Source organism: Clostridia bacterium (assembly GCA_024653205.1).
Classification (GTDB): Bacteria; Bacillota; DSM-521; order Neomoorellales; family SLTJ01; genus JANLFO01.
Genome location: JANLFO010000020.1, coordinates 1 through 12,811 on the forward strand (window position 1 = coordinate 1; position 12,811 = coordinate 12,811).

The 12,811-nt window shown below is 59.4% G+C and carries 18 protein-coding genes; 5 read left to right on the plus strand and 13 right to left on the minus strand.

Features of this window, described 5'->3' with window-relative positions; translation table 11 throughout:
- Window positions 1–189 precede the first annotated feature (189 nt).
- The 3 genes from NUV99_09600 to NUV99_09610 are packed head-to-tail and all read right to left on the minus strand — an operon-like array spanning window position 190 to window position 1,214.
- Entirely contained in the window at window positions 190–492 is a 303-nt protein-coding gene (locus tag NUV99_09600) for a hypothetical protein (GenBank protein ID MCR4420355.1), read from the minus strand.
- 55 nt (window positions 493–547) lie between these two features.
- Entirely contained in the window at window positions 548–985 is a 438-nt protein-coding gene (locus NUV99_09605) for a putative toxin-antitoxin system toxin component, PIN family (protein ID MCR4420356.1), read from the minus strand.
- Window positions 954–1,214, minus strand: a complete 261-nt coding sequence (locus NUV99_09610) for a ribbon-helix-helix protein, CopG family (GenBank protein MCR4420357.1) — start codon at window positions 1,212–1,214, stop codon at window positions 954–956. Before NUV99_09610 ends, NUV99_09605 begins: the two co-directional genes overlap by 32 nt.
- 522 nt (window positions 1,215–1,736) lie before the next feature.
- On the opposite strand from NUV99_09610, the gene NUV99_09615 reads away from it, so the two are divergent.
- Both NUV99_09615 and NUV99_09620 read left to right on the plus strand, forming a co-directional pair.
- Window positions 1,737–2,000, plus strand: coding sequence for an AbrB/MazE/SpoVT family DNA-binding domain-containing protein (locus NUV99_09615; GenBank protein ID MCR4420358.1), 264 nt, complete (start codon window positions 1,737–1,739; stop codon window positions 1,998–2,000).
- Window positions 1,979–2,410 (plus strand): putative toxin-antitoxin system toxin component, PIN family, encoded by a 432-nt coding sequence (locus tag NUV99_09620; protein ID MCR4420359.1) that lies wholly within the window; start codon window positions 1,979–1,981, stop codon window positions 2,408–2,410. Before NUV99_09615 ends, NUV99_09620 begins: the two co-directional genes overlap by 22 nt.
- A 228-nt stretch (window positions 2,411–2,638) precedes the next feature.
- Here the strand turns inward: NUV99_09620 and NUV99_09625 are convergent, their stop codons facing one another.
- Both NUV99_09625 and NUV99_09630 read right to left on the minus strand, forming a co-directional pair.
- Window positions 2,639–3,091, minus strand: coding sequence for a type II toxin-antitoxin system VapC family toxin (locus tag NUV99_09625; GenBank protein MCR4420360.1), 453 nt, complete (start codon window positions 3,089–3,091; stop codon window positions 2,639–2,641).
- Complete coding sequence (locus NUV99_09630) at window positions 3,088–3,396, minus strand: helix-turn-helix domain-containing protein (protein MCR4420361.1); 309 nt, start codon at window positions 3,394–3,396, stop codon at window positions 3,088–3,090. Before NUV99_09630 ends, NUV99_09625 begins: the two co-directional genes overlap by 4 nt.
- A 236-nt stretch (window positions 3,397–3,632) precedes the next feature.
- On the opposite strand from NUV99_09630, the gene NUV99_09635 reads away from it, so the two are divergent.
- Genes NUV99_09635 through NUV99_09645 form a run of 3 tightly spaced genes read left to right on the plus strand, consistent with a single transcriptional unit; the run spans window position 3,633 to window position 4,323 of the window.
- Window positions 3,633–3,848 carry a hypothetical protein gene (locus NUV99_09635; protein ID MCR4420362.1) on the plus strand — a complete coding sequence of 72 codons (216 nt, stop codon included), beginning with the start codon at window positions 3,633–3,635 and terminating at the stop codon, window positions 3,846–3,848.
- Between the two features lie 41 nt (window positions 3,849–3,889).
- Window positions 3,890–4,165, plus strand: coding sequence for a hypothetical protein (locus NUV99_09640; protein ID MCR4420363.1), 276 nt, complete (start codon window positions 3,890–3,892; stop codon window positions 4,163–4,165).
- Window positions 4,166–4,188: 23 nt separating this feature from the next.
- Window positions 4,189–4,323 carry a hypothetical protein gene (locus NUV99_09645; GenBank protein MCR4420364.1) on the plus strand — a complete coding sequence of 45 codons (135 nt, stop codon included), beginning with the start codon at window positions 4,189–4,191 and terminating at the stop codon, window positions 4,321–4,323.
- On the opposite strand, the gene NUV99_09650 is transcribed toward NUV99_09645, so the two are convergent.
- From NUV99_09650 to NUV99_09685, 8 genes are all read right to left on the minus strand, one after another.
- Window positions 4,320–6,578: an AAA family ATPase gene (locus tag NUV99_09650; protein MCR4420365.1), complete on the minus strand. Its 2,259-nt coding sequence runs from the start codon at window positions 6,576–6,578 to the stop codon at window positions 4,320–4,322. The two genes, NUV99_09645 and NUV99_09650, sit on opposite strands and share 4 nt — an antisense overlap.
- Window positions 6,568–7,242 carry a hypothetical protein gene (locus tag NUV99_09655; GenBank protein ID MCR4420366.1) on the minus strand — a complete coding sequence of 225 codons (675 nt, stop codon included), beginning with the start codon at window positions 7,240–7,242 and terminating at the stop codon, window positions 6,568–6,570. Before NUV99_09655 ends, NUV99_09650 begins: the two co-directional genes overlap by 11 nt.
- Window positions 7,217–9,151: an SIR2 family protein gene (locus NUV99_09660; protein MCR4420367.1), complete on the minus strand. Its 1,935-nt coding sequence runs from the start codon at window positions 9,149–9,151 to the stop codon at window positions 7,217–7,219. The genes NUV99_09655 and NUV99_09660 overlap by 26 nt, the downstream gene beginning before the upstream one ends.
- Window positions 9,152–9,455: 304 nt before the next feature.
- Window positions 9,456–10,496 (minus strand): hypothetical protein, encoded by a 1,041-nt coding sequence (locus NUV99_09665; GenBank protein ID MCR4420368.1) that lies wholly within the window; start codon window positions 10,494–10,496, stop codon window positions 9,456–9,458.
- A gap of 24 nt (window positions 10,497–10,520) precedes the next feature.
- Window positions 10,521–10,685 (minus strand): Wzz/FepE/Etk N-terminal domain-containing protein, encoded by a 165-nt coding sequence (locus NUV99_09670; protein MCR4420369.1) that lies wholly within the window; start codon window positions 10,683–10,685, stop codon window positions 10,521–10,523.
- A 190-nt stretch (window positions 10,686–10,875) separates the two neighbouring features.
- A complete protein-coding gene (locus NUV99_09675; protein ID MCR4420370.1) occupies window positions 10,876–11,232 on the minus strand; it encodes a hypothetical protein in 357 nt (118 codons plus the stop codon).
- A complete protein-coding gene (locus NUV99_09680) occupies window positions 11,220–11,471 on the minus strand; it encodes an AbrB/MazE/SpoVT family DNA-binding domain-containing protein (protein MCR4420371.1) in 252 nt (83 codons plus the stop codon). The genes NUV99_09675 and NUV99_09680 overlap by 13 nt, the downstream gene beginning before the upstream one ends.
- Window positions 11,472–11,702: 231 nt before the next feature.
- Window positions 11,703–12,677, minus strand: a complete 975-nt coding sequence (locus NUV99_09685) for a hypothetical protein (protein ID MCR4420372.1) — start codon at window positions 12,675–12,677, stop codon at window positions 11,703–11,705.
- Between the last annotated feature and the right edge of the window lie 134 nt (window positions 12,678–12,811).

Consider the following 12,811-nt stretch of genomic DNA (forward strand, 5'->3'; position numbering starts at 1 on the left):
AGCACCCGGTACCGCCAGTCAACTCAACTTAACTCGAAAGTGGGGATACGTCAGGGACCCAAGGCCCCCTTCGCCATACGCTCGCAACGTCGTTGGCTGCCACCCCCGTCGACGATCGGCGCAGTTCCTAAGGGCCCGGCCCGGTGGAACCCACCATGGCCGAGCAATACGGGCAGGGGCAGTCAGACATCAATAGGCGGCTCTACATGTCCACTCAAGGATGTCAACGAGACTCTTCCTGCTGTTCTCGGCGGTCGCCGCCAGGCCCGGTTCCACCTCTCTTTGTTCAACACCTGGGCCCGAATCAGGCCGCCAGTTCACGAAGTTCAGGATGCGTAGCTTCCTCCCGGCCGGAGGGATCAGGAAGTCAAGAAGGCGATTGGTCAGATCTTCGTGATGGCTAACGATGAAGACCTGACGCCTGGCAAAGACTTCTTCGGTAACATAGGCGATTTGTCTGATAAGGGCAGCCGTCCGCGGCAGCTGCGCCATGTCGAAGGCTGTGGTCACGTCGTCCAGGGCAATGACGTTATGCCGTATGTAGCTATTAAGTGAATCGGGTTATAATGGGCAGGAACTCGGCAGGCGAAAGAATACGAATACCTTGGTACTCCTTCAACGGCTGAAGGTGACGGGTATCACCAGAAACAACGTATTCGGCGCCACCCGCCAATGCGCACGCCAAAAACATGTTGTCTGCCTTGTCTTCTGCGATCACCTTTAATGCAATCTTAGGCGTGATCAACGTGGTGATTGAGGTGATCTCCGCCAAGGTTACTCTAATCTGCTCATCGGTCCAAGCGAATTTAGCTCTCAGCACTCTCGCCACCTCGGCAAGGATGTCTGGCGAAATCAGCAACTCGATCTCGGAACTTCTTGCCATGCTGATAATCCTCTCGGGCTTCCCGCCAAAGAGGATCGCAGATATATAGACGTTGGTGTCCAAAACCACCTTAACCACTTCGGCTTTCACTTCGCTCCGCATGGATCGCGTCTTCTACTTCCTCTTCGCCTTTGAGACCTAATTCCCGGACGGTTTGCCTGCCCCACTCCCTGATTTGCTGCCACCGCTTCTCGCGCTCGATGTACTGCCTGATGGCCTCCCGCGCAAATTCCGCCTTGGTCTTGGCTTCGTGCCTGGCCATGGCCTCAAGCTCATTGTATAAGGGAGCCGGAATTGAGATATTGAGTATTCTCCTCCCTGTCTTCTCCACCTGGCAGCCCTCCGTAACAAAAGAGGTTACACCTACATAATATCGCGCCGGAGGAAGGAGTCAAGCCGTCGGGCGGCTGAGTTATCCCCAGTTCGTCCCGGGGCAGTGCTGGTTTCCCCTTCGTACCGGTCGCTTAGCCGACCAAACTAGGGTTCGAGCTTCGCGCTCCGGCGGGCACACCGCTTAGGCGCCGTCCATGGCGCCAGCGCGGCTTCGGCCATCCGTGGCCTCCGGCCCGCCTCCACGCTCGCTCTCACCGAGTTCGGTACCCGGCACGCTTCAGGTACTCGGGCAAAACCAGCACTGCCCTCGAAGAAGTGGGATCCGTCAGGTCGGGCGGGCCGGGACGTTAGCGCCGGCAGCGGAGGAGGGCTGCCTTAAGATTTGAGGGCGTTGAAGAAAGGCAGGGCGATGCTCCGGCGGCCCACGCCAGTGCCCTCGGCGCTGCAGTTGACCGCCCCCTTTTGGCAGTGGTACAATGGCAAAGCGGGGAAGAAAAGAGGAATGTAAGGGGGATGCACCATGGCCGAGCAGTTTGTGGCTAAGATTTCCGAAAAGGGTCAGATTACCATTCCCAAAAAGCTTAGAGAACGGTATGGCCTTGAGGAAGGAGACTACCTCCTGCTCCTCCCTCAAGGCCAGGGGCTAAGAATAGAGAAGGCGGCCGTTGAACCCCTGGCGAGGTTTCGCACCCTGGCCGAGGAGACCGAAAAGCGCTGGCAGGAGGAAGGAGTCAAGCCCGAAGATGTCGAGGAGGCCGTGCGTTGGGCGCGAGGCCAAAAGTAGTGCTGGATCCGAACGTTCTACTCTCGGCCCTGGGCTGGAACGGACCGGAAAGAAAGGTATACGAACTGTGCCTCCAGGGCAAACTGCTTCTGTATATCTCCCGGCCCATGTTGGAAGAGTTGTTGCGCGTGCTGGATTATCCCAAGTTCGGCTTTCCCAGGCTGCACAAGATATGGTTCGTCGAGGATCTACTCCGAATTGCGGAAGTGGCAGAGGCCCCAGCCTTGCCCCCGATTGTGAAGGATGACCCCGCGGATGATCACGTTCTTGCCTGTGCGGCCGCCGCCGCTGCCGACTACCTGATTACCGGCGACAAGCACCTCCTCAGGCTGAACACGTACGGGTCGACCGTCATCTGTTCGGCCTCCGCTTTCCTCGAGCGCTACAAACAGTGGGAAGCACCGAGTTGACCGAAGGGTGTCGCTTAAACGCGGCGACGGCCGTCCTCCCCCGGTGACCCCCACCACCGCAAAATGCCGGCCGGGGCGGGCCGGGACGTTAGCGCCGGCAGCGGAGGAGGGCTGCCTTAAGATTTGAGGGCGTTGAAGAAAGGCAGGGCGATGGGTCCATCACGAGCGGGGGCCAACTCCCGAACCCACAGATTCATTCCTTTCTTCCTCCCCAGAAAGGAAACTCACTCATGCGTCGCCTAGATGGCGAACGTAATGTAGCTCTTGCTTGCATTTCCTATACAGCCGGTCATCGGCCGTCCAGAATTCGCAGCGCCGCAACTCCGCAAGGGCCAGGTAGTGGGCGTCGTAAACGGTGGGAAGTCCCAGGGCCTTGGCCAGCTCCCAGGCCCTTTGCCTTTGCCCCTCCTCCATGAGGACGGTCAAAGGTATGGCCTGCACGGCGGCAAAGGCCAGGTCGGCCTGCTCTTCTGTCAGCCCGCCGCAGGCCGAAGGGCGCGTGGTCTTCTGCCGGATCACGCTGTCCACCTCAACCGGGCAGAAGACAGGGGCAATGAGGCGCACCCCTAGCGCGTGCCACCTGGTAAACAGGACCTCCGCCCTCTCGCTGTCCGCCTCGTTGAGCACCAGCTTGAGTACAAGGCTCGCGTCCACGCACACTTCTCTGGTCCGCAGCCTCAACGGCCAGCCCTCTCCCTGCGGATTTGCCTGAGCAGTTTCCCGCTGTCAGCGCTTGCGGGAAGCAAGCCCCGCACCTGCCGGCACCTGGCGAGCCAGTCGGCCTCAACCGCTCCCGCTGGCGGCCGGCCAAACTCTTCCAGCGCCTCTGCAGGTATTCTTAGCTGCCTGCCGAAACGGTAGGCCCGCAGCTGCCCTGTCCGCACCCAGCGCCGCACCGTGCGTTCGTTCACTTTGAGCATTTCCGCTACTTCCCTAGGAGTGTAGACCGCCTGGGTCATCACCAGTTCCATCTCCCGCTTACGCATACGTTCTGTTACATTATACCCCCTTATTGCCGCAGCCTCAACGCTTGGACTGTTCGGGGAGAGTTCACCGCGTCCAAAGATACCTCAGGGATTAATCCGGGGAGCAGGCTGGAAAAAGGCAGAAAGGGAACGGCGGTCCCCGGACCAGGCGGCGCTACAGCCGTGCGCTCTCTTGTGTTATCTTGTGTTATAATTGGAGCGTCAAGAGTATACACCGGCTACGGAGGCTGGTCGAATTGGATCCCAAGGCGCGGCCCAATCACCGTCTCTACATCGAAGTGCTCCGCAGGATGACTCCAGAGCAGCGCCTGCTGAAGGCCTTTGAACTGTCCGCCCTGGGGAAGAAGCTTTTCTTCCACGGCCTGCGGGAGCGGTATCCGCATCTCGGCGAGGAAGACATAAGGAGAATCTATTTGGAGCGTTTGAGCAAATGCCACAACAGAAACTACTAGAGAGGGTTGTCCGCGCTCTCGACCAAGCAGCGATCCCCTATATGCTCACCGGCTCTCTGGTTTCCAGCCTGCAGGGAGAGCCGCGGCTAACCCACGACATCGATGTTGTGGTCTCCGTGCCCGGTGGTTCGATAGATAAGCTGCTTGCCGCCTTTCCTCCCCCGGATTACCACCTGGATGAACAAAGTGTCCAAAGGGCCGTTGAGGAGAAAAGCGTATTTAACCTGATAGATGTGCGCGAAGGCGACAAGGTTGACTTCTGGATACTACAAACAGTGGGAAGTTCCGCGGCCTTAAGGCCCCTGGTCGGGCGCTAATCATTGAACGAGAAGGCGTCCCGGTGGTGCGCCCGCTTCCGGACGATCCCGTGGCGGGGGCGCGGGGCATGCTCAAGCGGCAAGGTTTGGCCGCCGAACATGCCACCTACAGGGAGGAGGAACAGCGTCTGGAGGCCGAACATGAAATAATCCGTTAATAGGCGGCTCTACAAGCCCACTCCAGGATGTCCACGAGTCTCCTCCTGCTATCCTCGGCGGTCGCTGCTAGGCCCGGTTCCAACTCTCTTTGCTCGAAGCCTGGGCCGGAATCTGATCGCCAGTTCACGAAGTTCACGATGCGTAACTTCCTCCCAGCAGGAGGGACCAGGAAGTCGAGAAGACGGTTGGTCAGATCTTCGTGATGGCTAACGATGAAGACCTGACGCCTGGCCGAGACTTCTTCGGTAGCATAGGCGATTTGTCTGATAAGAGCAGCCGTCCGCGGCAACTGCGCCATGTCGAAGGCTGTGGTCACGTCGTCTAGGGCAATGACGTTATGCCGTATGTAGCTATTAAGTGAATAATTAAGACCCAGTAACATGGCCAGGCCTAACTGTGCTCGATGACCGGTGGATAAGGCCGACAGGGGCCGGTCGTCGCGAGTATAAACCTGTAAAGTCGGTGCGGCTTCACCTCTCTTTGTTGGTCGCGAGGTCCTAAAGCGGACGGGGCAAATCCCTTCCACCAACCGAAAACGCTTTAGAATCGCGTTTACAGTCCCTTCGAGTTCCCTAAGAACATCGTCGGGCGGGACAATGGCGGCCGCTAGCACAGAATTCTTACCCGTTTCCCGGTCCAAAGCTGCTGAGACCGAAGCTATATAGTCTTTTGCCCTTAAGTAACCCGCCTGCTGTTGAACGAACGCCACCCTGCGTTCATACAGCTCTTCTACTTCCCTCCACTGTGAGGCCGCCTGGCGAGCGCGGTCAATTGCGCTGAGGAGGGCTGTGCGTGCGCCTTCGGTCCGCAGAAGGTCTTTCAGGTCCTTAAGAGAAATGGGCTGCTGCTCTAGCAAGGTTTTGTACCGGGAGCTAAGTGAGGGTTCGCGTAGGAGGGCGTAAACCTCCCTGGACCGTTTCAGCAGCGTAGTCTTTGCTTGAAGGGTTTCGCGCAACTGTAAGAGGTTCTGTAAAAGCTGAGTGCGCTGCTCTCTGATACGGACCTGCCACGCCTCTAATTCGCCCACCAGTCGAGAAAGGTCGTAGCTGGTGACCTTTCGTAGCCATTCAACTATCGGTGAAGGAGGAAGCATATCCCCAATATCACCACTCGCGCAGGGTACCTCACTCGCGCAGGGTACCTCGAGCCAGGTCGGACCCTGGTCACGCAGGGCGGTCAATACCTGTATAAGATCCGGCCCCGATGGGTTGTCGAAGTGGCGTTCCAGTTTCTCCAGGAGATCGACTTGCTTCTGCTTGGCCAAAACCTCCCCGGACAGCGCCGCTACTTCTCTTTCGCATTCCGGCCAAACAGGCGGGGGTAATAGCGAAGTGTCTTCGGGCTGATCCTCCAAGAGGAGACGCAGCTTAGTTTGGACCTCACCCATCCGCCTTACGACTTTCTCCCGGAGCGCAACCAGCGCTTCCTCAATTAGTCGTAAAGAGGCAGAAGGCTTGTCATCGGCTGCCGGAGGTGTACGATCCGGAGCAAATTCCTCCGCCAGATTCCTCAACTCCGTTTCCCACCCCGAGCGCAGGTTGCCAGACCTGATGACGAATAGCCAATCTCCGGTCCTCCTGGGGAGAACTATACCCTCTTCGCTCGAAGCGGTATCCACCAAGCTCTGGTAGGCATCCCTGAAGGCAAGCGCCGCCTGTTTTCGGTCTACGTTGATCGTGCTCTCGCCCGACAGGCCTTGACCAATAAAGTTCATTAGGCGGTCGGTCTCTAATCGCCACCGTTTGTGCGCCTTCCTCACCGCCTCTTGAACCACTTGTATGCTCTTGGGCGATGGCCTCAGAAACTCCAGCAGGCGGGGCATCTGCGCTTCCTCTTCTTCAAAGAGCTTGCTTAGAAGGTCCTGATAGTAGAAGCTGCACCGCGCCGCCAACTCGCGAGGTATTTCGGTAGGCCCTAAAGCAGGATCATACCGGACCTCGGAATTGGCGGTTACCGTTACCCTTTTAACTTCCGTCGCCGACCCGGCGTACTCAACCTCCGCTTCCACCCACCCGCTGCCCGGACTATTATGCACCGGCCCCGTGACCGAGGCCAGGGGGACCCTCTCCGGGTAATAATACTCGTTCAACACCAGACAAAGGGCGTCAATAACGCTGGTCTTGCCAAAGCCGTTGGGTCCGACCAGCAAGACCACGTCGGCGTCGGTATCAAGCCGCACAGGCTCACTACCTACGAAGCCCCTGAAACGGCACAGCTTCAAGGCCTTTACGCGCAAGATATGCTTACTCTCCATCGTTTCCGCTCCCCGCCACCAAGTTGCTCAGGTCCTTAAGCCGATCCTCGAGCCACTTATCAACCGGGCCGACCGCCTCCTCCCGCAGGGCCTGAGTCATGGCCCGCAACAAGCCGGCATGTTCCTCCGAGTACCGCCCCGACCGCTGCTCACTTTCAAAGCTTTCAATGATAGCTTCTAGTCCCCGCGGTTTCAGCTCGACCTGCGGCCAGGCCGCTGCTGCCGGGCCTATCAGTTTATGGATCAGGTGTCGGGCCCTCTGCTGGTCGCCCTCCTGCTCGCTGCCTTCCTCCTCATTACGCAAAACGATCAGGGAGAAATCCCCCCGGTGCCAGTCTTGATCGGCAGCCCACGTTTCTAGGATTTTGGTTGGCTCCGGGGCTCCGCCGGCATCGATAACGCAAAGCAGGGGGAGCACTAACCCCACTTCTTCGGCCCGACCGGAGATAAAGCGTAGAAGCCGCCCAAGCGTGTCTTGAGTCCTACCGGCTGCGAGGGCCGTGCTCTCGCAGGCGATGTCCACTGCCAGGGCCACGTCCGACAAGTAGAGGTCCCTGACCGTCAGGCCCGCGTTCTTACAATCCATGCGGTCCATGAGACGCCCAAGAAGCTCCGAGTCAAGGTTCAGTCTTAACCTCTCAACGTCGAACCCATTGTTGGTCACCCGTCTCTCCACCCCCCGTCCCGATTGGAACCGTTCGCATACGGACGCGACGCCGACCGCTATCAGACAGCCTGACCGTCTCCTGAAGCCGGTCACGAAACCCCTTCTTGGCTGCCGGCACGTGGGAGAAGCCCTCCAGCAGCGAAAGAAGAGGCACCTGACGAACCGGGACAACTTTCATCATCGTTCCGTTTTCCCGGTCGACCAGTCGCACCCGCACGGTTCGGGCCGACCAATTGTTAACTACAATCTGGATTATCACGCTTATCTCCTGGTAATCACTCCGTGGCAGCTTGTTGGGAACCGCCTCTGCTACCTCCCGGTGAGCGACATATAACCTGACCGGGTTCCCACCGAATAGGCGGGACACGTCAAGGCCCAGTCCCAGGGTCCCCTCGTGGTCGCTAATCCTGTCCCTTAGGCTCGACCAGGAGACGTCCGGTTCATCTTCGGTCGGACCGGCCAAGAGATGGATCAATAGAAGCACAAGAGGGGTTAGTACAGGTCTGTCTGCCAAGAGGTAGTACCAACCTTTCCGCAACAATGAGCGCGATGATCGGACGCGTTCGACCCACCGAACCAGAGGCAATACGCCCTCCCGGCCTTGCGTTATATCAAGCATTTCCGGAAACCGGCCGAAGAAACACGCCGTTTCTGTCCCCTTGCTTGGGACAAACCATTCCACCGCCTCTGCCAAGAGCGCCCTGGCACACGGCAAATAGGGTAGAAGAAAGGACAAAACCGGGCTATCCGGCAGGCATACCCTCCGCAAGAGCCTCCAAAATGTCGCCTGGTAAAGGCGTTTCCAGAACAGATCCGCAGGCAATTTCTTCTCGGTGGGGGATTCCGAAGCAAAGAGTCTTAGGTCCGACTCCAAACCCAAAAACGCGTTGGCCCCAAGGTCCTCCGGATTGGGCGACACACCGAAGGACTGAGCGAAGGCGCTCAAAATTTGGGTTTGGCTGAAGGAGAGTGTGGGATCGTAGGCAGCGATGAAAGGAGCATTCACCTTATTCCACACGCCCTGCTCGCCATTAGTCGCGTCGGACGAAGCAGTAGACTGAGCCCGCTGGGCAAATTCTTCGCAGACCTGCATAGCCGTGTAACGGACCTGCGGCTCCTCACTACCAAAACCGGAAAAGAGGAGAGTGCGCGAGCGCAACCGGTCGCGAAAGAGATCGCGCGCCCAACCGCGGTGGCGCCAATCCTGCAGGTCTTTTTCTGTTAACATCACCACCCGCGGGTCTTGCCCGTTACGAAGCCCGGTGGCACAGCCGTTAATCTTATACACCTTTAGGCAACGTTTAAGCGTGCTATCTCCGATGAACTTCCGCCCACCATTTTTCCGGTAGCCCTCTAAATCAGCTATGGCCAGGGCAGGAGCTTCCCTTTGGTCAGCTTCACTAGACCCAAACGTATCCTGGTACGCCTGCTCAATGCAGGTGTCGTAGTTGGTGGTAATGACCTCATCAATGACGCCTTCCCGTACCAGAAATGCCAGGTAATAATGCGCATCGGCGGGCTCCACGTTGGCGAATTCGGGTATATTCAAAATCTCAAAGACAAGCTTGCCCCTTCTCGAATAGCTATCCCGGTTTCCATCAACGCAGGACCATTCCCAAAGCTCACAGAGCTTATCAAAGGATAGATCCTTATTGCGAAGCTCCTCCGCTACGACGCAGGAAGCCCGGTGTGGGCAGGAAGTCTCCCTGCACCTGGCTTCAAGTGCGCGCATGACGCGCTGTCGCATGCACCCTGTGTTGGTAAGACCGCAGATGCCACCACGGTGTTTAGCCCCGTTAGAAACGCCGGCACCGATAAAGGGCACCACCATTCCCTCAAGAACTCGTTCCAACAAACGCTCAAACGCCGCCTTCGGGTCTCTACCCATAACCACCACCGCTGACACCCAGCCTAGGGAGGCACCTACCCAATTTTGCCTTACCAAGACCCCTCCCGCCCATTAGCCGGGCCAACCCGACCCACGGTAAGCGCACACAGGACGTTGCCCCCGGGTCACCGGGGCTCCACGCCCTAGCAAGCCTCATGCTAGTACACCCTAATTCTACAAAATCATCTCAACTCCTCCCTGATCAGCATTTTTTTGCCATATCTTGAGCTAATTGCTGGGTTGAAGGCAGCGCAAGCCCCAATCGACGAATGCTCTACCGTGCGGGGATCCAAACAACGCCACTTGAGAACCAAGGGGTTATCTATGCGGATTGCCAGCCGGAGGAACGGCGCCAGTAGTCCCGGAAAAGTACCAGCAACACCGACACCATCAGCCCCAGAACCCCTGCCACCGCAGCGTTAAGGGGAATTCGCGGCGAGACCGGTTCGGCCGGCCCAGCCTCGGAAATATGCATCACCTGTATTTCCCCAAGCCGCATGGAACTGGAGACGCGGGCCTCTTCCGCCTTGGTGAAGAAGCTCTCGTAGTGGTTCCGGAGGAGCTCCACCTTTTGGACCAGCTTGTCCTGCTCTGCTTGCTTTACCGCTAATTCCGACTGAAGCCGGCTCAGATCCTTCTCCAACTGCCCTATCTGGTGGAGCAGGTTCTCGCGTTCCTGGCCGAGCTGGGCCTTGAGCAGTTCTCCCATGGCCAGCTCCTGGCTCAGCGCGAGGTACACCGGGTTAAGCTCCTCGCTCTCCACCTGAAGCCCCGCCACCTGCTCCCCGACCTCCCCGTTTTGCTGACCGGCCAGAACCAGCATGGTGGGGTTTTTCAAGAGGGACTGCTTGGTGGTGAGAGTACGGGGGGTAGCGGCCAACCGGCTCCTGGCAGCCTCCAGCCTCTTGAGCACGCTTTCCCGCTGCAACTCATTCTCCGCCAGCCGCTTGCGGAAGTCGGCCACAAGCTCCAGTTTAGCCTCCACTTCCTTCTGCAATTGCACCACACCCCGGGGCTGGGACAGGAAATCGGTATACTCCTTGGTCGCCTCGACAAGCTTCTGCTCCTCCACCCTTATCTGCTCCCGGATGAAGTCCGCCGCGCGGCCGATCTGCTGCCCGAGGGTAAGGTCTATGAAAGCGATGAACTCCCGGCTAACGGTATCAGCAATTTGTCTGACCAGCTCAGGGTCGGGACCGGTCACCGCCACGTCGATTAGGTTGCTGTCCTTGATCGTTTTGGCTTCAATAGCTTTACGCAGCTCTTCCTCGGTGTAGCCCCGCTCCTCCAGTCCGAGCTTTTGCATGACGTTGCGCAAGACTACCGGATTGGTAACTTGCGCCCGCAAGGTCTCCAGGGTCATTTGCGGGTACTGTCCGGCCGCCTTTCAGCAGCTCCTCCACCGAGCGGGGCTCCGCCCGATCTGCGGCAGGTTAACCAGGAGCATGGCCGAAGCGATATACTTAGGAGTGACGAGAAAGGCGCTGACCAGCACCGCCCCCACCACCGCCAGCGCCGTAATGCCCAGGATCAGCCACTTCCCCCGCAGCACTACTTCCAGCAGGGCAGGTCGATTTCGTCATCGGGCTCCGGGCGCCAACCGGTTTCCATACTATGTAACCTCCCCCTCGATTGCTAGTTAAGTGCCCCAAGCTCACCGGAAAGGCTGCTTCGACATGGGCCAGCCGAATCCTGCTCAGTTCCGTCACCGTTATCTGTTCGGCCTCCGCTTTCCTTGAGGGCTACAAACAGTGGGAAAATCGCATCCGGCGTTCGGAATGCGGTACCTGGCCCGGATCTCGGCGCGGGTGACGGCGGCTTCCGCGGTGAAAGGGACAATTACCAAGGCTGGGATAAGAGCACAGGAGGGCCTTGTATTCCTCGCAAACGTCTTCCCTGCCCAAGGACTTGGGCCGCACTAAAATCTCGGCCAGAGTTAGCGCCGACGTCACGGCGCGGAAGCGCCCCTCTTCCAAGGGGCGAAAAAGGTCTTGTTTGAGCTCTACGGCCCACGGCCCGCCCTCCAGGTAATAGATAAAGCAGTTGGTGTCGAGGGCGACTACGCCGTGAGCCTCCAGGACGGTCGCTAGCCTTCCCACGACCGCCGTTCCTCCCGCACGTAAGCGTCGGGAGCCACGCCCTGCCACAGGTCGCGGTGCAGACCCATAAGCCGATCAGCGAAGCTCCTGGGCTTGGGGACGACGACCGCCGCATTCCCGTTCACCGTGACCAGCACCTCGTCCCCCTCGGAGAGACCCAGGGCTTTTCTGACCCGGGCCGGGAGAACCATCTGGCAGCGCGGGCCAAGTCTTACCGATTCCACTATGATGTCAGGCATTCTTCATCATCCTCCAACTCCAGCCGTCTTCTTCATAATGATTCTCCCGGCCCGCACCTGCCAAGTAGTCCGCCGCGGTATTCCTCCCCGACCTCGTCCTAGCCGACGTGGTGTGGACCCACCATGATTTCGACCGAGTACCCGCGCACCAGGGCTTCCTTGAGGGTGGTCGCCACATAAAAACGGCAGAGCGACGCTCCTGCGGCCCGCGCCAGCGCCGCCCAGCCGAAACTAGAGGCGGGCGTACAGCAGAATTGCCAACAACCCAAACACCGCCTCAATGCCCATGAGGGTAAGCACCAGGTCCCGCTCCCTGATGCCGCCGGAAAGCTTAATAATCCACTGGCAGAGGCCCACCGGGTGGGAGTTGGGGCAGTAAAGCTTGCCGTCCGCCGGGTTGTACTCGCCCCACCATCCCTTGCTGGGCAGGCGGTTGGCCGCCTTTATCACGAAATCGAAGGCGTAAGGGATGATCACCACCGCCCCGGCGGCCTCGAAGTTGCCCACGATGCTGGCCGCGGCCAGTATGGCCCCAATGGAAAGCGTGCCCACGTCGCCCACGAAAATTTTGGCCGGGTACCAGTTGTACACCAGCACCCCGGCCAGGGCCCCCGCCGCGGCCAAAAGGATAACCAGGGCCGTGACCTCGCCCAGGGACCAGGCGATAGCCGCGAGTGACCCCGCGGCCACCAGGCCCATGCCCGCCTCAAGGCCGTTGAACCCGGCCAGCATGTTCACCCCGTTGGCCGCGCCCGTCACCCCGGCGGGGATGAGCAGTAGAGGGTACAGAAGGCCGAACTCCACCCGGCCGATTAAGGGGATCTGCATTTCGGTGTGGCCGGCGCGCACCGCCGCCAGCGGCAGAGCGGCCAAGATAGGGAGGAGCGCCTTCACCCCCTGGCGCAGCCCGGCCAGGTCGTCCACCACACCGATCAGGCCGCTTAAGAGCACCGTGGAGAGGCAGGCCAAAAGCAGCACCGGGTCCGCCTCGGGAAGGGTGCCTAAGAAGCTTGTCCCACCCAAGGCCAGAAGCACCCCGGCCCCGAACCCGGCCACTACGGCCAGCCCGCCCATCTCCGGCACCTCGGGCCGGTCCGGCTTATTCATGTCCCGGCCCACGATGCCGTTTCGGGCCAGACGAACGGAGAGGCTGCGGGCGGCCAAGAGCGAGACTGCCAGAGAAGCTACCAGAACCGCAACAGGCAACCTCCGCCTCTCCTCTCCAATTGAGGCCATGCGCGACAGGCGCGGCCCCGGGCTCAAAACGAGTGCGCTAGAACTTTTCTAGAACGGGCACGGGAATCCTGCTCCTGGCGCCGCGATTCCGGCTGGCACGGACG